General features: G+C 68.8%; 15 protein-coding genes and 1 pseudogene. 10 read left to right on the forward strand and 6 right to left on the reverse strand.

Annotated features, from left to right (window positions below):
- Nucleotides 1-32: 32 nt before the first annotated feature.
- From AC07EJ_RS43235 to AC07EJ_RS43255, 5 genes are all read left to right on the forward strand, one after another.
- Complete coding sequence (locus AC07EJ_RS43235) at nucleotides 33-1,343, forward strand: ABC transporter substrate-binding protein (protein ID WP_389484204.1); 1,311 nt, start codon at nucleotides 33-35, stop codon at nucleotides 1,341-1,343.
- A gap of 177 nt (nucleotides 1,344-1,520) precedes the next feature.
- Entirely contained in the window at nucleotides 1,521-2,384 is an 864-nt protein-coding gene (locus tag AC07EJ_RS43240) for a carbohydrate ABC transporter permease (protein WP_478886310.1), read from the forward strand.
- The gene (locus AC07EJ_RS43245; RefSeq protein WP_389484207.1) at nucleotides 2,381-3,325 is read left to right on the forward strand and encodes a carbohydrate ABC transporter permease; all 945 of its coding nucleotides are present in this window, start codon (nucleotides 2,381-2,383) and stop codon (nucleotides 3,323-3,325) included. Before AC07EJ_RS43240 ends, AC07EJ_RS43245 begins: the two co-directional genes overlap by 4 nt.
- A gap of 26 nt (nucleotides 3,326-3,351) precedes the next feature.
- Entirely contained in the window at nucleotides 3,352-4,338 is a 987-nt protein-coding gene (locus AC07EJ_RS43250; RefSeq protein WP_389484241.1) for a hydroxyacid dehydrogenase, read from the forward strand.
- 142 nt (nucleotides 4,339-4,480) lie between these two features.
- The gene (locus AC07EJ_RS43255) at nucleotides 4,481-5,704 is read left to right on the forward strand and encodes an alpha-L-fucosidase (RefSeq protein ID WP_389484210.1); all 1,224 of its coding nucleotides are present in this window, start codon (nucleotides 4,481-4,483) and stop codon (nucleotides 5,702-5,704) included.
- Between the two features lie 187 nt (nucleotides 5,705-5,891).
- On the opposite strand, the pseudogene AC07EJ_RS43260 reads toward AC07EJ_RS43255, so the two are convergent.
- A pseudogene (locus AC07EJ_RS43260) lies at nucleotides 5,892-6,143 on the reverse strand (integrase core domain-containing protein); the annotation flags it as partial.
- Between the two features lie 64 nt (nucleotides 6,144-6,207).
- On the opposite strand from AC07EJ_RS43260, the gene AC07EJ_RS43265 reads away from it, so the two are divergent.
- From AC07EJ_RS43265 to AC07EJ_RS43280, 4 genes are all read left to right on the forward strand, one after another.
- Nucleotides 6,208-6,906, forward strand: a complete 699-nt coding sequence (locus tag AC07EJ_RS43265; protein WP_478886306.1) for an alpha-amylase family glycosyl hydrolase — start codon at nucleotides 6,208-6,210, stop codon at nucleotides 6,904-6,906.
- A gap of 208 nt (nucleotides 6,907-7,114) precedes the next feature.
- Nucleotides 7,115-7,384 (forward strand): hypothetical protein, encoded by a 270-nt coding sequence (locus tag AC07EJ_RS43270; RefSeq protein WP_389484215.1) that lies wholly within the window; start codon nucleotides 7,115-7,117, stop codon nucleotides 7,382-7,384.
- 823 nt (nucleotides 7,385-8,207) lie between these two features.
- Nucleotides 8,208-9,425 (forward strand): MFS transporter, encoded by a 1,218-nt coding sequence (locus AC07EJ_RS43275; RefSeq protein ID WP_478886307.1) that lies wholly within the window; start codon nucleotides 8,208-8,210, stop codon nucleotides 9,423-9,425.
- A gap of 64 nt (nucleotides 9,426-9,489) precedes the next feature.
- Nucleotides 9,490-9,753, forward strand: coding sequence for an integrase core domain-containing protein (locus AC07EJ_RS43280; protein WP_389484243.1), 264 nt, complete (start codon nucleotides 9,490-9,492; stop codon nucleotides 9,751-9,753).
- 55 nt (nucleotides 9,754-9,808) lie between these two features.
- On the opposite strand, the gene AC07EJ_RS43285 is transcribed toward AC07EJ_RS43280, so the two are convergent.
- The 5 genes from AC07EJ_RS43285 to AC07EJ_RS43305 form a co-directional block, all read right to left on the reverse strand.
- Nucleotides 9,809-11,857 (reverse strand): glycoside hydrolase family 31 protein, encoded by a 2,049-nt coding sequence (locus tag AC07EJ_RS43285; RefSeq protein ID WP_389484221.1) that lies wholly within the window; start codon nucleotides 11,855-11,857, stop codon nucleotides 9,809-9,811.
- Between the two features lie 42 nt (nucleotides 11,858-11,899).
- A complete protein-coding gene (locus AC07EJ_RS43290; RefSeq protein ID WP_389484223.1) occupies nucleotides 11,900-12,745 on the reverse strand; it encodes a carbohydrate ABC transporter permease in 846 nt (281 codons plus the stop codon).
- Nucleotides 12,746-12,754: 9 nt separating this feature from the next.
- A complete protein-coding gene (locus AC07EJ_RS43295; RefSeq protein ID WP_389484225.1) occupies nucleotides 12,755-13,711 on the reverse strand; it encodes a carbohydrate ABC transporter permease in 957 nt (318 codons plus the stop codon).
- A gap of 13 nt (nucleotides 13,712-13,724) precedes the next feature.
- The gene (locus AC07EJ_RS43300; RefSeq protein WP_478886308.1) at nucleotides 13,725-14,948 is read right to left on the reverse strand and encodes a sugar ABC transporter substrate-binding protein; all 1,224 of its coding nucleotides are present in this window, start codon (nucleotides 14,946-14,948) and stop codon (nucleotides 13,725-13,727) included.
- A gap of 95 nt (nucleotides 14,949-15,043) precedes the next feature.
- A complete protein-coding gene (locus AC07EJ_RS43305; protein WP_389484229.1) occupies nucleotides 15,044-16,030 on the reverse strand; it encodes a LacI family DNA-binding transcriptional regulator in 987 nt (328 codons plus the stop codon).
- Between the two features lie 166 nt (nucleotides 16,031-16,196).
- Here AC07EJ_RS43305 and AC07EJ_RS43310 point away from each other — a divergent pair, with 166 nt between their 5' ends.
- Complete coding sequence (locus tag AC07EJ_RS43310; protein WP_478886309.1) at nucleotides 16,197-17,135, forward strand: site-specific integrase; 939 nt, start codon at nucleotides 16,197-16,199, stop codon at nucleotides 17,133-17,135.
- The last annotated feature ends 82 nt before the right edge of the window (nucleotides 17,136-17,217 follow it).

Here is a 17,217-nt window from a genome sequence, read left to right on the forward strand (position 1 = left end):
GCATCGTCGGCCCGTCCATGAGGAGCAGAGCCTTGAAGCTCATATCCCGCACATCTCGCCTCGCCCTTGCAGCCGTCACCGTCTCGCTGGCGATGACCGCCACTGCCTGCGGTGGACAGGACGTCGGATCGAAGGCAGGCTCGCCCGCCAAGCCGGTCACGCTCACCTACTGGGGCTGGACCGCCGGTGCCCAGCAGACGGCCGACGAGTTCAACAAGACCCACAAGGACATCCAGGTCAAGTTCTCGCAGATCACTGGCGGCCCGGACGGTTACGCAAAGATCACCAACGCGATCAAGGCGGGCAATGCCCCCGACCTCGCGGGCATCGAGTACGCGCAGCTTCCCGAATTCGCCTCTCAGGGCCTGCTGGAGGACCTGAGCGGCGAGGCCGGCGCCACTGTCAAGGCGAAGTTCCCCCAGGCCATCCAGGACCTGGTGACCCTGGGCGGCAAGACGTGGGCGGTGCCGTTCGACGCAAGCCCTCAGCTGCTCTACTACCGCAAGGATCTCTTCAAGAAGGCCGGCGTAGAGGTCCCCAAGACCTGGGGCGAGTACAAGAAGGCCGGCGAGAAGATCAAGAAGGCCGACAAGAACGTACGCATCGGCGGCTGGGGTTCCGATGACCCGATGCTCCTCGCCGCCCTCTCGTGGCAGGCGGGAGCCAAGTGGTACAGCGTCGAGGGAGACGCGTGGAAGGTCGGCATCAATGACGCTGCCTCGAAGAAGGTGGCCGACTACTGGCAGGGGCTGGTCAAGGACGATCTCGTCCTGAAGACGAGCTTCGCCGGCGACGACTTCAACAAGTACAAGACCGACGGCAAGATCGCCAGCTTCATCGGAGCCTCGTGGAGCGCGGGCGGTCACACGGTGGCCTTCCCCAAGCAGAGCGGCAAGTGGGGCATCGCCCCGCTGCCGAACTGGGGCACCGCGGCCTCCGGCATGTACGGCGGCACCACCTACGCCGTTCCCAAGGGAAGCAAGCACGTCAAGGAAGCGGCAGTGTTCGCGCGGTGGGTCGCCACCGACGCCGACGCCGTGAAGGCCCGCCTGAGCAGCCTGGACGCGCCGAGCAGCGCCCTGCCCGCCGACGTGGAGATGCGTGACGTGGCCGCGAGCCTCTTCGACGACAAGAGGTACTTCGGCGGCGACGACGTATACAAGATCGCCGGCGCGCAGGTCGACACCATCGTTCCGGGCTGGACATGGGGCCCGGTCCAGGTCGGCGCCAACACCGCCATCCAGGACGCAGCGGGGAAGGGCACCCTCGTCGACGCCCTCGACGCGGGCCAGGAAGCGGCCCAGAAGGCCATCAAGGAGCGCGGTCTCAACCTCGCCAAGTGAGCCGGTGCGGACCGGGGCTCTGATCCCCGGGTCCCTCCCGCCGCCGGGCGCGCTGTCCAACGCGCCCGGCGGCTCCCTCCCGACGCCTCTCACGCCCCCACCAAGGAGTCCCCGGTGGCAGCACCACTCACCCGGTCCGCACGCAGGGCCACGCTCAGGCCCGGCCAGCGCAGTGCGGTGGCCTTGTTCCTCACCCCCTTCTTCGCGATCTTCGCTGCCGTGACGGTGGCCCCCATCTGTTACGCCGTCTGGATGAGCCTCTTTCAGGAGCGCTCCTCCGGCCTCGGCTTCGGTGGCGTGACCGAGCGCACCTTCGCCAGCTTCGGCAACTTCACGAAGGCGCTGAGCGAGCCCGGCTTCGTCAGCTCCTTCGTGCATGTGGCTGCCTACTGCGCCTTCTACATCCCGGTGATGATCGGCAGCGCACTGGCCCTGGCCCTGCTCGTGGACTCGACGGTGGCCCGCGCCAAACGCTTCGTGCAGCTCGTGGTCTTCCTGCCGCACGCGGTTCCGGGAATGATCGCCGGGATCATCTGGCTCTATCTGTACACGCCCGGTCTGAGCCCGGTGCTCGACTGGATCCAGGCCGTGGGCGGCAGTTGGGACTTTTTCTCCTCCGGCCACGCCATCTCCTCGATGGTCAACATGGCCGCCTGGCAGTGGATCGGCTACAACGCGATCATCTTCTTCGCCGCCCTGCAGGCCGTTCCCCGAGAGGTCATCGAAGCGGCCACCGTGGACGGTGCGGGCGGATTTCGTACCGCCGTCCAGATCAAGCTGCCGATGATTCGTTCCGCGGTGATCCTCACTCTGCTGTTCACCTGCATCGGGGTCGTTCAGATCTTCAACGAGCCGAAGCTCCTGTCCGCACGAGCAGACTCCATGGGCTCCAACTGGTCACCGATCATGTACATCTTCAAGGCTGCCTTCGAGAAGCACGACTACGGCCTCGCCGCCGCGGGTTCACTCGTGCTCGCCCTTGTAGCGGGCGTCCTCTCCTACATCGTCACCACGATCGGAAACCGGTGGAAGGCAGCATGACCACTCCTACGCTTCCCACAGTCGCCTCGAGCGACGATCCGGTGAACGAGCCGGAGCGCAGCACACCGCCGAAGAAGAGCACCGGGCGGGGCCGTCGGCCCACGGCCGGCAGGTTCGCTTCCACTCTCGTGGTGAACGCCGTGCTCCTCCTGACGGTTCTGTACGCAGTGATGCCGCTGACCTGGCTGTTCATCGCAGCCACCAAGAACCACGCCGACCTCTTCGGAACATCCGGGTTCAGCTTCGGGGAGTTCCACCTCTTCGACAACCTGCATGCCGTCTTCACCTACGACGGCGGGATCTTCGTACGCTGGCTGCTGAACACCCTGATCTACTCGGTCGTCGGCGCGCTTGCCTCATCGCTGGTCTGCGTCGCCGCCGGATACTGCTTCGACAAGTACGAGTTCCGTGGCAAGCAGAAGCTCTTCGGTGTCGTCCTGGCAGGCACGCTCGTTCCCGGCATCGTCATCACCCTGCCTCAGTATCTCCTCGCCTCCGAGGCCGGCCTCGTCAACACCTACTGGGCGGTCCTCCTCCCCTCCCTGGCCAGCCCCTTCGGCGTGTATCTGGCCCGGGTCTTCTCCGAGGGCTATGTCCCGGGCGAGATCCTGGAGTCCGCGCGCGTCGACGGAGCGAGCGAGGTGAGGATCTTCGGATCCATCGCCCTGCCCATCCTGATGCCCGGCTTCATGACCCTCTTCCTGTTCTCGTTCACCGCCAGCTGGAACAACTTCTTCGGCCCGCTGGTCATGCTCAACGACCAGAACCTCTACCCGGTCGGACTCGGAATCTACGGCTGGAACAACATGGTCGCCCAGAATCCGGAGATCTACCGGCTCGCCATCACCGGCTCCCTGGTCGCCGTTCTGCCACTCATCCTCGCCTTCATCGGCCTGCAGCGCTTCTGGCGCTCCGGACTCACCGCAGGAGCACTCAAGTGACCCACCGTCCCCGCACCGTCCTCGCCATGAGCCAAGACGCCATGACCGCCGTGCTGGGCGACGACGCACTGCTCCGCCTGCAGTCCACCGCACACCTGCTCCCCGCACCGCTCATCACCGAATTCACCGCTCCCGGCCCCGCGGCAACAGCCGCACTCCGCGACGTAGAGGTGCTGCTCACCGGCTGGGGCTGCCCTCAGCTCACCGAGGAAGCGCTCGCACAGATGCCTGGCCTGCGTGCCGTCGTGCACACAGCCGGCTCGGTCAAGGGGCTGATGACGGAGGCCGCGTGGGAGCGCGGCCTGAAGGTGACAAGTGCGGCCGAGGCCAATGCGCGACCCGTCGCCGAGTACACGGTCGCCGCGATCGTCTTCGCCAACAAACGTGTCCTTTCGGCGGCTCAGACCTACCGGGCTGCCCGCGCCCAGCTCGACCCCCTTCGCCTCTACCCGGAGGTCGGCAACTACCGCAGGACCATCGGCATCGTGGGGGCCTCGCGCACCGGCCGGCACGTCATCGAGCTTCTGCGCTCGTACGACTTCGAGGCGCTGGTCTACGACCCGTACCTGGATCCGCAGGACGCCGCAGACCTGAACGTGGAACAGACGACACTGGATGACCTGGTACGCCGCAGCGATGTGGTGAGCATCCATGCGCCCGAGATCCCTGAAACCCAGCACCTGCTGAACGCGACGCATCTCGCCGCAATGCGTGACGGCGCCACCCTGATCAACACCGCTCGCGGCTCCCTCGTCGACACCGAGGCGCTTGCCGCCGAGCTCGTCTCCGGCCGGCTGCATGCCGTACTCGACGTCACGGACCCCACCGTCCTGCCGCCCGACTCACCGCTGTACGACCTGCCGAACGTGCTGCTCACCCCGCACATCGCCGGGTCCCTCGGCAACGAACTGGCCCGTCTCGCCGACGCCGCCATCGATGAGCTGGAGCGCTACGCCCGCGGACTGCCCTTCCAGCACGCCGTCCACCGTGCGGTCCTGGCCCGCTCGGCCTGACTCCTGTCTGTGCCATCCGAGAGATCGCATTCATGACCTCCCCCAGGGACCGACTGGTTCACCCGGGCGCGCTTCCACCTGCCCACTCGGCGCCCGACGTACTGCTGCCGGTGATCGAACTACGACTCGAGGAAATGCACCCATGACCGCAATCCCGACTCCATGGCAACTCGCCTGGCAACAGGACGGGTTCGGCCTCTTCCTGCACTTCGGCATCAACACCTTCAACGGCGAGGAGTGGAGCGACGGCTCCCTCGACCCGGCCACGTTCGACCCGACCGAGCTGGATGCCGACCAATGGGCGGAGACAGCGGTCGCTGCCGGCGCCAAATACGTCGTCCTCACCGCCAAGCACCACGACGGCTTCTGCCTCTGGCCGACTTCCACCACCGACTACTCAGTCGCCTCCTCCCCCTGGCAGGACGGCAAGGGGGATGTCGTCGCCGAGCTGTCCCGGGCCTGCCGCACCGCGGGGCTCGGCCTGGGCCTCTACCTCTCCCCCTGGGACCGCAACGCCGACTGCTACGACGATCCAGCGGCGTACGACGCCTTCTATCTTCGCCAGCTCACCGAGCTGTGCACGCGCTACGGCCCGCTGTACGAGCTGTGGTTCGACGGTGCCGGTTCCGAGGGCCGCACGTACGACTGGGACGCCGTCATGGCCGTCATCGACAAGCACCAGCCCGACGCCATGGTCTTCAACATGGGGCGCCCGACGATCCGTTGGGTGGGCAACGAGGACGGTCTGGCCGAGGACCCCTGCTGGTACGTGACCGAGTCCACCGGGATCAGCGTGTACGACGACGGGCAGGCTGCCCTCGACTCCGCTCGCTATCTGCCACCCGAATGCGATGTCCCGATCCGCGCCAACTGGTTCTGGCAGCCCGACGATCTCCATACCCTCAAAAGCGCCGATCACCTGCTGGGCATCTGGTACCGCTCGGTCGGCCTCGGCGCGGGTCTGCTGCTCAATGTGCCACCGGACCGGCGCGGCAGAATCGACGACGCCGACCGCACCCGGCTGCTCGATTTCACCGATTCGACGGCCCGCCGATTCGCCGAACCCATTCCTGCCACACTCACCACCATCGACGGCGGCATCCAGGTGTCCTTCGCCGAGCCGGTACGCATCGACCATCTGGAGCTGCGCGAAGATCTCACCGCCGGACAACACATCACGCGCCACGAGGTCGTCGCCGACGGGCAGTTGATCGCCGTAGGCCAGACAGTCGGTGTCCGCCGTATTCACGCCTTCGATCCGGTTGCCGTGCGAGAACTGCGGATCCGGCTGACGGGCGAGAGTACCGCCGCCATGGCTACGGTGACCGGATACTTCACCGGGCAGTCCGCAGCGCCCGGCTTGTGAAGGGCCCGCCCCATCTCCGGTAGGAGCATGCCGTCGACGCTGGCATCGATCAAGGGGCTGGTCTGTGCCGCTTCCCGGCCCCATCGGTACACGGTGATGCCACCAGGCGTACACCGGCGGCGGCTGCCGTGGCACGGGCGCCACGGCTGACCGACGGTGCGGCTGCCGGAAACCGCGTCCGTGCAGTTCAGGCGGCATGCCGATACTCGTGGATGACCCCGCCGAGGCGGTCGTGTCGACACATGTCGAGGTGGGCGGTCTGTCCGGGTTCGAGAGTCGAGGACGGCGCGCAGGGGTGCCGCTTGGCTTATGGCCTGATGGGGCCGGTGGCTGTTGTAGAACTGCTCCAACTCTCGCAAGGCATGCAGGAGATGGCGCTGTCCCTGACCAAGGTGTGGTCGAGGAGCTCGCGTCGGCAGGTCTGTACCCACCTCTCCATGGGCAGTCACAGCGACGCTTGGGGCACCCAACCGTGCTACTTCGCCCCCGAGGGCGAGGGCTCAATGCAGGAGTTCCTGCACGCCTGGCAGGAGGCCGACGCTGCCATCGCCGGGAGCGGCTACGTGGCCCTACCCACCGCGAACCATGACTTCTCCCGGCTCGTGTGCGGTACCCGCACGCGCGATATGGTCGCGCCGGCCTTCGCCTTCCAGCTGACATGGCCGGCTCTGCCCGTCATCTACTACGGCGACGAAATCGGCATGCGCTACCTGCCGGGCCTGCCCACGAAGGAGGGCAGCCAACTGGGCAGCGAGGCCCGGCAGGGCTCACGTACACCGATGCAGTGGGACAGTACGGCGAACGCAGGCTTCTCCACCGCCCACGCCGACGACCTGTACCTGCCGATCGACCCGGACCCCGAGCGCCCCACGGTGGCGGCCCAACGAGACGACCCCACCTCACTGCTCCAGCACGTACGGGCCCTGATCGCGCTGCGCGCCGAGTACCCGGCCCTTGGCACCGGCGCGACAGTGACCGTGCTCAATGCCGACTACCCGCTCGTCCATACCTGCGGCGAAACCCACCTGGTCGTCGTGAATCCGAGCGCCGCCGACACACAATTCACCCTCCCTGACGGAGAGTTGGGTCGAACGCGAGCACTGGTGACACACGGCGTCAGCGTCGCCGGCGGGATTACGTTGCAGGCCGCTCCGTTCTCCTACGGCATCTTCGAATTTTCCCCCGCCTCCCACTCCGGTTGACCGCTTCGGGTGAGGCAGGGAGGGAGCGGCAGGCGATCATGCGCGAGGCGGCGAGCCAACGTGCGAATCCCCTTGCCGATCGGCATTCGGATCACCTCGCCGCGCAATGTTGACACGCGGTCGAACCTGGCAATCGGCGATCCGAACTCAGAACAGCCCCCAGGAGACGGAGTCGCTGATCCACTTCTTGCAGCGCTCCCTGCCCACGGTGATCCGCTTCGCCTACCCGGCCGTCACCCACGCCGTCGCCGCGCTGCGCCTGCTGCCCATGAGCGACCGTGACAAAGACATCGAGATCCTAGCGCTACGCCACCAGATCACCGTCCTGGAACGCCATCTCGGCACCGACAAACCGACGTTTCGGCTCGAGGAGCGGACCTTCCTCGCCGCGCTGCTGACCCCACTCCCCCGGCCAGCCCCCACCAGCTGCCGCTGTTCGTCCAACCGGACACCGTGCTGCGTTGGCACCGCAACCTGATGCACCGGCGACACGCCCAGACCTGCCAGCCGAAGAAGGTGGGGCGCCCCCGCACCGTGCGCTCCATCCGCCTTCTCGTCCTGCGCCTGGTCCGCGAAAATCCCTCGGGGGGATCGCCGAGTGCACGGCGAACTCGTCGTCCTCGGCGCCACCCGCGCACAACACGGTACGGGGACCGCCCGGCCCGGGCCGCAGCAAGCGCCACCTAGACAGGCGGCTGCGAGCCGCCCCAGTTACTCGCCGACCTGCCTACGGAGAAGCGCACCAACCGTGCACCTTGCGGTTGGCATGTAAAAGCCGCGTCTCAAGGGATCTTGAGACGCGGCTGCCTACGAGGGGGGCCAGGGATCAGGAGCAGTGCCCCGTCGCCCCCGCACCTCTCCGAGCACGGACTGGACGCCGTCATCGCATCCACCCTGCGCGGGTGCACGCCGGAGTGACATCCGGCGTCGGCCCGAGCGGACCGTCCCGAGCAACGGCGAGTGCCACCGCCGGCCCGACCCCGAACGACAGCTCCCTGCACACGCACTCCCTCGCGGGAGGGAGTGCGTGTGCAGACCAAAGGGTGGGTGACGGGCGGCAGCAGTACACAACAGGACGGGCGACAACGGGTGACGGAGGTCACCGACACGTTCCGGTCGATCTTGGAATGCGCGGGTCCCCCGCACTGCTGAGCCTTGTGGGCTTACCCCTGTCCATCCCTGCTCCAAGGTGGCGCCGGGCCAGGGCGCTCAGCGCGACAGACCACCTGACCGGAGACCTTCCCGGTCCCATCCACACCCGTCCGCTCATAGACCACTGTCTTCGAAAGGTCTCCTGCACCATGCCGCTGGCTCTGCTGGCCCTTGCTGTTGTCGCGTTCGGCATCGGCACGACCGAATTCGCCACGATGGGGCTGCTGCCCCAGATCGCTGCCGGCATCGACGTATCCGTGCCGCATGCCGGCAACCTCGTCTCGGCCTACGCGCTCGGTGTCGTCGTCGGCGCCCCCGTGCTGACGGGCATCGGCGCGCGCGTTCCCCACAAGCGGCTGCTGCTGCTCCTGTCCGGACTGTTCGTGGTCGGCAACATCGCGTCCGCGCTCGCTCCCAGCTTCGGACTGCTCTTCGCCGCGCGCTTTCTGGCAGGTCTGCCGCACGGAGCGCTGTTCGGTGTGGGCGCCGTCGTCGCTTCCCGGCTGGTCGCCCCCGAACGGGCCGCACGCGCCGTGTCGAAGATGTTCCTCGGGCTCACGATTGCGAACATCGTCGGAGTGCCGGCGAGTACGGCCCTCGGGCAGCACCTGGGCTGGCGGTCCGCCTACTGGGCAGTCGCCGTCATCGGCATCATCGCCCTCGCCTCCCTGGCCCTCTTCGTTCCCCACCAGCCACGTGGCCGGCAATCCGGTATCCGGCACGAGCTGCGGGCGATGGGCAACAGGCAGGTCGCGATCGGCCTGGCCACGGCGGTCGTCGGGTTCGGCGGGTTCTTCGCCGTCTACAGCTACCTGGTGCCCATGCTCACGAACGTGACGGGCATCTCCGACTCTTCCACCACGCTGGTCCTCGCGCTCTACGGCGTCGGCATGACGCTCGGCACGGTGATCGCAGGCCCGCTCACGGACCGTGCTCTGAGGCCGACGCTGTACGCGGGGCTCGCTCTGCTGGCCGCGGCGCTGGTGACGTTCTATTTCACCGTCAACAGCACCGTGCCCGCGCTGGTGACGATCGCCTTCATCGGTGCCATGGGTTCTCTCATCACCACGCCCGTCCAGATGTTGCTCATGGCCAAGGCGCAGAACGCTCCGACGATGGCGGCCGCCTCCAACCACTCCGCATTCAACCTTGCCAACGCGGGCGGTGCCTGGCTCGGCGGCCTGGCCATCTCGGCGGGCTGGGGCTGGGCCTCGCCCAATCTGGTCGGGGCGGCTCTCGCCCTGGCCGGCCTGGGCCTCGCCTTCACGGGAGGCCTCATGGACCGGGGTACCCGAGTCTCGGAGGTGGTCACCTCGTCCCGCGCGGAGCACTCGACGGAAGCCGACGAGGTCACCGCGGCCCCGTGAACGCATGCAGGCCGGCTCCCGTCGCCTTGGGCGGCCGGCCCGAGATGCGGAGCGGTGACGATTCATATGCTCAGCGCGGGAGGAGTGCACCGACCGGACCCTGCTGTTATGCCGCGGCCACGCGGAGAAGATCCTCCACAACTACGTCGACCACTTCAACAGCCACCGACCCCACCGAGGCCGAGACCAACTCGCGCCCAACGACGGCCCGAACATCATCCCCCTGCCCGCAGCCCGGACCGAGCGCCGAAAAGCCGTCGCGGACCTCATCAACGCATACCACCGAGCCAGCTGGCTATCGGACGAAATGCCAGGTCACAGTTGGTGAAGCCAATTTGAAGCCCTACGGGCTGACGGTCACCGCGGGCGCGGGCCGGGGATGTTCAGGCCGAGACCGGTAGCCGCGTCCCCTCCCGCAGGAACAGCGGTATCCGCTCCAGCGGCGCGTCCACCGTCACCCGGGCCCCGCCCTCGAAGTCGGCGCCGGTCCAGGCGCACGTCCAGCGCGCGCCCGCCGGGAGGTACACCTCGCGCGTCGTTGCGCCCGCGGTGGTGACCGGGGCGACCAGCAGGTCGGGCCCGAGCAGGTACGAGTCGGCCACCGTCCAGCAGGCGTCGTCGTCAGGGAACTCCAGGAACAGAGCTCGCATCGGCGGCAGGCCCTCGCGCGACGCGGTGCGCATCTGCTCGTCGATGTAGGGGCGGATGCGTTCGCGTAGGGCGAGGTAGTCGCCGAGGATACGGTAGGCCTGATCGCCGTACGACCAGACCTCGTTGGGGCCGCCGGTCATCTCGCCGCCCAGCGGCAGCCAGGGCAGGCGGAAGCCGTGGAGGCGGAAGATCGGGCAGAGCGCCCCGAACTGGAACCAGCGGATCAGCACCTCGCGGAAGGCCGGGTCGTCGGGGTCGCCGCCATGGAAGCCGCCGATGTCGGTGGTCCACCAGGGGATGCCGGAGATGCCGATGTTGAGGCCGGCGGCGATCTGCTGCCGCAGCGCGGTGAAGTCGGTGCCGATGTCGCCGGACCAGACGGCGGTGCCGTAGCGCTGGCTGCCCGCCCACGCGGAGCGGGAGAATGACATGCCGTCGGTGTTGCCGGAGGCCGCCATGCCCTCGTGGAAGATGCGGGCGTTCTCTCGCGGGTACAGGTTGGCGACCTCGGCGCCGTGGCCCGCATGCAGGCGCAGGTTGGCCGGGTGGCCGGGCTTCATCTCGGGTTCGCAGGCGTCCAGCCACCACAGGTTGATGCCGAGGGACTGGTAGTTCTCGCGGACCTTGTCCCAGACGAAGGCGCGGGTGTCGGGGTTGGTCGGGTCGTAGAAGGACACCATCACGCGGTGGTCGGCGCCCTTGTCGACCCAGGTGGCGTGGGCCGCGGTGCCGTACTCGTTGGCGGCGAGCATGCCGCCGCGCTCGAGTGCGTCGTAGTGCTCGGAGGAGCGGTTGACGGAGGGCCAGACGGAGACCATCAGCTTGACGCCCATCTCGTCCAGCTCCTCGACCATGGCGGCCGGGTCGGGCCACTCGGCGGGGTCGAAGCGCCAGTCGCCGAGCCGGGTCCAGTGGAAGAAGTCCGCGACGATCACGGAGAGCGGCAGGCCGCGCCGCCGGTGTTCGCGGGCGACGGTGAGGAGTTCCTCCTGGGTGCGGTAGCGCAGCTTGCACTGCCAGAACCCGCTGGCCCAGGACGGGAGTTCGGGGGCGTGTCCGGTGGCGTCGGCGTAGGAGCGCAGGATGTCGGCGGGGCGGTCGCCCGCGGTGATCCAGTAGTCGATCTGGCGGGCGCTGTCGGCGACCCAGCGGGTGCCGGTGACGGCGAGTTCGACGCGGCCGACGGCGGGGCTGTTCCACAGCAGGCCGTAGCCGCGGTTGGAGAGCGCGAACGGGATGGTGATCTCGGTGTTGCGCTGGACGAGGTCGGTCACCGTGCCCTTCTGGTCAAGGAGGCCGTGCTGGCGCTGGCCGAGCCCGTAGAGGCGTTCGCCTTCGTACGCCTGGAAGTTCTGCTCCAGACGCTGGTAGCCATGGCCCACCGGGGTGTGCACCCGGCTGCCGGGCCACCAGAAGTGGGCCGGGCGTTCGGCGAGGAGTTCGGTGCCGTCGGCGGTGCGCACGAAGCGGATCAGGCCGTCGAGGGTGAGTTCGGCGGTGACGTTGCCCTGGGTGATGCGGGCCGGGGGCACCGGGTCGGTGGGCGAGCCTAGGCCGTTCTTGAAGACCCGGAGGCCAGTGAGGTCCGGGACCGTGATCGTGGCGGCCGGCCCGATGGTGTCGTCGCGGTCGAGGAGGGCGCCGGGGATGTCGTCGCGCAGCCGGCCGAGGGCCGCGCGGACGCGCAGGGAGTCGGTTCCCCAGGGTTCGATGCGCAGCACTTCGTGCTCGCCGCGCCATTCGAGGCCGCCGTCGTGTTCCCGGAAGGTGGTCACGTTCATTGCTCCAGTACGGGGTGGAAAGGGGGAGACGGGAGGTAAGGCTCAGTCCTTGACCGAGCCGCCCGTGATGCCGACGGCGATATAGCGCTGGGCGACGATCAGGAGGATCGCGGCGGGTACCGACGCGAGGACGGCGGAGGCCATCAGGGCGTTCCAGTCGGTGGCGTTGGCGCCGATGAAGCGGTAGATGCCGACGGTGACGGGCGTGACGGCGTCGCGGGAGGTGAGGCTGATGGCGAAGAGGAAGTCGGCCCAGGAGAACAGGAACGCGAACAGGCCCGCGGTGATGAGCCCGTTGCGGGACAGCGGGACGACGATGCGCAGGAAGGTGCGCCACGTTCCGGCGCCGTCGAGCGCGGCCGCCTCGATGATCTCGGCCGGGACGTCGCGCAGTTGGGAGCGGAGCAGTACCGCGGCGAACGGGACGGCGAGGGTGGATTGGGCGAGCATGAGGCCGATGGTGTTGTTCAGGAGCCCGAGGTGGCTGTACAGGGTGAACAGCGAGTTGGCCTTCACGATGCCCGGCAGCATCTGCACGATCAGGAGCACGAACATCAGCGTGGCGGCGTACCGCAGGCGGAACCTGGCGAGCGCCCAGGCCAGGGGCGTCGCCAGGAGCAGCGTCAGCACGACGACGCCGCAGGCGACGAACAGGCTGATCAGCAGGTGCCGGCCCTGGGTGTCGAAGGCGGCGCGGTAGCCGTCGAGGGTGGGGTCGGTCGGGATCCACTTCGGCGGGATGGACAGCAGTGCCTGCGCGGGCTGGAGCGAGGCGTTGAGCATCCAGTACAGCGGGAAGAGGAAGACCGCGACGATGACCAGCGCGAGCACGGTGGTGGCCCACTTGCGCACGGTGGGGGCGCCCGAGGAAGGGGCGGGAGCGGACATGGTGGTCGTCTACCTCTCGTTCTCGGACTGCTCGGCGCGCACGGCCCGCAGGTACACGAGGGCGCAGAGGGTGGCGATGACGATGAGGACGTTGCCGACGGCGGCGCCCTGACCGAAGTGCAGCTCGGTGAACGACAGTTGGTACGACCACGTCGACAGCAGCTGCGTGGCGCCCGCGGGCCCGCCCTGGGTGAGCACCATGACGACGTCGAACGCCTTGATGGTGTAGATGAGGCCCAGCATCAGCACCACCGAGGTGGTGGGGCGCAGCAGCGGCCAGGTGACGTGCCGGAACTTGTGCCAGGCACCGGCGCCGTCGAGGGACGCGGCCTCGTACAGCTGGGGCGGGATGGACTGTAGTCCGCCGTACAGGATCACCATGTTGAAGGGGATGCCGATCCAGACGTTGGCGAGGACGACGGCCGTCATCGCGTAGTCGGGGCTGACCAGCCAGGGCACCGGGTCGGAGATCAGGTGCAGATTCATCAGGACCTGGTTGACGACGCCGTAGTCCTGGTCGAGCAGCCAGCGGAAGACGGTGCCGGAAACCAGCAGCGGCAGCAGCCACGGCAGCAGGAGCAGGGCGCGCAGGACACCGCTCAGCGGGAAGTTCCGGCGGAAGAACAGCGCCAGGCCCAGGCCGATGGCGAACTGGAAGACGAGCGAGGCGACGGTGAAGACGACCGTGTTCCACAGCGTGCCGGAGAACAGGTCGTCGCCGAGGACGTGCGCATAGTTCGCGACACCGTTGAAGGGCGCCCCGCCCCGGTAGAAGGACGTGACCGTGTAGTCCTGGAAGGACATGACGACGTTGGCGGCGATCGGGTAGCCGAAGAAGACGGCCAGGTAGAGCACGGCGGGGACCCAGAAGCTGAGCCGGACGAGCCGTGCGCGGCGGGCGGCCGGGCACTGCGCGGGTGGCCGGGCGGCGGCCGCGGTGGCAGGCCGGGCGAGGAGTGTGGTCATGGTCGGCGCCCCATCAGTTGTCGTCGGAGGTGGCGGCGGCCCGCTGCGCGGCGGCAAGGGCGTCGGCGGGGGTGCGGCGGCCTGTCGCCGCCTCCTGCAGGGCCGTGTACAGGGCCTGCGAGACCGTTGGGTAGCCGGTGCCGAGTTCGGCGGTGCGTGAGCGGGCGCCGGGCACACTCGCGAGGAACGGCGCGAGGTCGGGCTGCCGCTTCACCAGTTTCGCGGCGACCGCCGGGTCGGCGGGCACGTCGGCGCGCAGGCTCGCCCAGCGCAGCATGTTGTCGCGGCCGAGCACGCAGTCCAGCAGCTCGACGGCCTTGTCCTGCTTGTCGCCCTTGGGGACGGCCCAGGTCTCACCGCCGAGCGGGGTGACGGGAGCCGTGCCGCTCGCCTTCCCCGGCAGCGGTACGACGCCGTAGTCCAGGCCCTTGACGGCGTCGAGGGCGGCAAGCTGCCAGGAGCCGTTGACCATCATCGCGGCGTGGTGGCCGATGAACTGCTCGGCGACGTCGGACTGCTGCCAGTTGAGCGCCGACTTGGACACCGACCCGTCGGCGAACAGGGATGTCCAGTAGGACAGCGCCGACACAGAGCGCGGCGAGTCCAGGTCGTCGAGGTCGGCGCCCGCGCCCCACAGGAACGGCTCGTACTGCCAGGACCCTTCCTCGGTTCCGACGGCGGAGAGCGCAAGCCCGTAGCGGTGACCCTGCGTCAATTTGCTTGCTGCAGCCCGCAGTTGTCTCCAGTCGGTGGGCGGCTGGAGTCCGGCCTCGCGGAAGGCGGCCTTGTCGTAGAAGAGGGCTAGCCCGTTGACTCCGGGCGCGACGCCGTACAACGTCCCTTTGTAGGTGCCCGCCGCCAGAACGCTGTCGTAGAAGCCGTCGGTGTCGAGCCGCCCGTCGAGCGGCAACAGGGCGCCGGTGGAGGCGAGTTTGGGCAGGTCGGGATTGTCGCTGAGGATCAGGTCGGGCAGGGTCCTGGCGGCTCCGTCGCGGAGGAGCTTCGGTACGAGCTGAGCGCGCGGCATGACCTCGCGCACGACGTCGACGCCGGTGTCGGAGGCACACGTGTCCAGGATGCTGGTGAGGGCGGTGTTGCCGGGCTCGGCGGTGTAGTAGTCGGCGACGGTGAGGGTGTTCGCCGGGGTGTCGGCGGTGATCAGTCCGCAGCCGCCGAGCACCGCGCTCAGAGCGAGGGCGGCGCAGGCGGCGACGGCTGCGCGGGGGCGGGGATGCATGGGGTCCTTCGGGGAGACGGGGTGGGGGCGGCTCTTGCGTGCGGGCAGGGGGTACTGCCGAGGGGACGGGGGTGGGCAGGGGGCTGCGGGGAAGTTCAGGCGCCCGGTGGCGCGATGGTCGAGGCCCGGACGGACAACCGGGGCTCCAGCAAAACCGGTCGGTGGCCCGGCGCCGTGGCACCGTCGAGCCGGGCGACGAGCAGGTCCACGGCGCGTTCGGTGAGCGCGGCGGCGGGCACGGCGACCGAGGTCAGTGCGGGGGTGCCCGCGGTGGCGACGACGTCCGAACCGAGCGCCACCACGGACAGATCCTCGGGTACGGCGCGGCCCATGCCGCGCAGCAGCGGGGCGAGATGGGGCGTCGCGGCCTCGTTCTGGACGATGAGGGCGGTGGTGCGCGGTCGTTCGGCCAGGACCCGGGCGAGGGTGCCCGCCACGCTGTCCCAGTCTCCCGCGACGGTCCTGTGGGTGAGCCGCACTCCGCGCGCGGCAGCCCGTTCCGCGGCGCCCGACACGGTGCGCACCGCGAAACCGGCGTGTCTGGCGTACGCCGCCTCGGGCGCGCCGAACAGCACCACTTCGCGGTGCCCGAGGTCGGCAAGGTGATCGACGCACAGCGCTCCGGCGGCCCGGAAGTCGAGGTCGACACAGGCCAGGCCCGCGGGTTCGCGGGGCAGCCCGATCAGGACGGTCGGTACGGGCAGTGCGCGGATCACGTCGAGGCGGGGGTCGACGATGCCGATGTCCATGAGGATCAGCCCGTCGAGGAGGGCGGCGTCCAGGACGCCGTGCTCCTCGTGGTCGGTCAGGAGCAGCACGTTGCAGGCGTGCCGGCGGGCGGCCACGCTCGCCGTGAGCATGAACTCGGCGAGAAGCGGCCTGTGCGCCCCGTCGTCAACGCGCACCGCGAGCCCGATGGTGCGCGAGCGCGCGGAGGACGGCGGCCGGTAGCCGAGCCGGTTCATCGCGTCGAGGACCTTGCGGCGGGTGGGCGCCGAGATGGGGCGCTTGCCGCTGATCACGTACGAGACCGTGCTGACGGCGACGCCCGCCTGCCGGGCCACATCCGTGATCGCAACCATGAGGTACTACCTGACTCTTCGCCGGGGTCCGCCGCTGTCGTGTGGCCGCTCGGGTCGGCTCGTCGAAATCGTTCGACACGGTGCGCGGGGGCCGCTCGTCCATGGGCGGCCTCGGTGAGGTTAGGTTCGGCTCCCGCCGGGTGTCTACGGATTCCTCTGCTCTTCGATGAATTTCGATGACGGGGGATTCACGGACGGGGCGCGGCGAGATCGATTCCTCGAGGGTGAGGCGGGCGGGTTCGACGCCGACCCCAACCAGGCGGTCGCCGACCACCTGAACTCCTGGCTCTCCGCCAAGGACCTCGTGTTGAAGCCGACCACCATGGCCCGGTACCGGGACTACGTCCGCAACGACCTCATCCCCGGCTTCGGCAGCCTCAAGCTCGGGCACCGGCACATCGTCGCCTTCACCACCAGCCAACTCGCCGCCGGCCGCGGCAAAGTCACCCTCTCCAGGTGCCTGGCCACCCCCTCCAGCGCCCTCGGCGACGCCGTCCGCCAGCACCGCCTCCCCCACAACCCCGCCAGCCCACCCGTCCTGCGCCGGCCACCCTCACCGGAGCGGCGCATCTGGACACCAGAGCAAGCGGTCCGCTTCCTCGCTTACTGCCACGAGGCTGACCCCTACATGGCGGACCTGTTCGAGGTCCTCATCGGCACCGGCATGCTCAAGGACGAAGCCCTCGGGCTGCACTGGGACGACGTCCACCTCTCCGAGGGCGTCCTCTACGTGCGCTCCACGCTCTCCGCCATCGACAACAACCACCTCATCCTCACGACCCCGAAGACCCGATCGAGCCGCAATTGGGTCGCCATCTCACCCCGCGTCGCCACCGCACTCCACCACCGGGCACCAACCGCTCCCTACGCCCGCAGCGACCCCGCGGACCCATTCGCCGGGCTCGTCTTCTGCCAAGCCGACGGCCGCCCGATCCAGCCACATCTGGTGCTCGATCACCTCCACCGGCTCTCCGACGAAGCCGGCGTCCCGAGAGTCACGGTTCACGACCTGCGGCACCTGGCCGCCACCATCACCATCACCGCGGGCGTACCACTCACCGTGGTCTCCAAGACTCTGCGGCACTCCACCCCTGAGGCGCCCTGAAGTTCTCGGACAGCGGTCCCCATAGGATCGAAGTCCAGAACGGCGGAGAGAGCACGTGGCACAGAAGCGTAGGAAGTTCAGT

It is taken from the genome of Streptomyces sp. NPDC045026 (assembly GCF_056432625.1).

What these genes read in the sequence shown, in the direction of transcription:
- AC07EJ_RS43245 (WP_389484207.1), top strand. Translation starts at nt 2,381, where the DNA reads ATGACCACTCCTACGCTTCCCACAGTCGCCTCGAGCGACGATCCGGTG.
- AC07EJ_RS43250 (WP_389484241.1), top strand. Translation starts at nt 3,352, where the DNA reads ATGAGCCAAGACGCCATGACCGCCGTGCTGGGCGACGACGCACTGCTC.
- AC07EJ_RS43255 (WP_389484210.1), top strand. Translation starts at nt 4,481, where the DNA reads ATGACCGCAATCCCGACTCCATGGCAACTCGCCTGGCAACAGGACGGG.
- AC07EJ_RS43265 (WP_478886306.1), top strand. Translation starts at nt 6,208, where the DNA reads ATGCAGGAGTTCCTGCACGCCTGGCAGGAGGCCGACGCTGCCATCGCC.
- AC07EJ_RS43275 (WP_478886307.1), top strand. Translation starts at nt 8,208, where the DNA reads ATGCCGCTGGCTCTGCTGGCCCTTGCTGTTGTCGCGTTCGGCATCGGC.
- AC07EJ_RS43285 (WP_389484221.1), bottom strand. Translation starts at nt 11,857, where the DNA reads ATGAACGTGACCACCTTCCGGGAACACGACGGCGGCCTCGAATGGCGC.
- AC07EJ_RS43290 (WP_389484223.1), bottom strand. Translation starts at nt 12,745, where the DNA reads ATGTCCGCTCCCGCCCCTTCCTCGGGCGCCCCCACCGTGCGCAAGTGG.
- AC07EJ_RS43295 (WP_389484225.1), bottom strand. Translation starts at nt 13,711, where the DNA reads ATGACCACACTCCTCGCCCGGCCTGCCACCGCGGCCGCCGCCCGGCCA.
- AC07EJ_RS43300 (WP_478886308.1), bottom strand. Translation starts at nt 14,948, where the DNA reads ATGCATCCCCGCCCCCGCGCAGCCGTCGCCGCCTGCGCCGCCCTCGCT.
- AC07EJ_RS43305 (WP_389484229.1), bottom strand. Translation starts at nt 16,030, where the DNA reads ATGGTTGCGATCACGGATGTGGCCCGGCAGGCGGGCGTCGCCGTCAGC.
- AC07EJ_RS43310 (WP_478886309.1), top strand. Translation starts at nt 16,197, where the DNA reads ATGAATTTCGATGACGGGGGATTCACGGACGGGGCGCGGCGAGATCGA.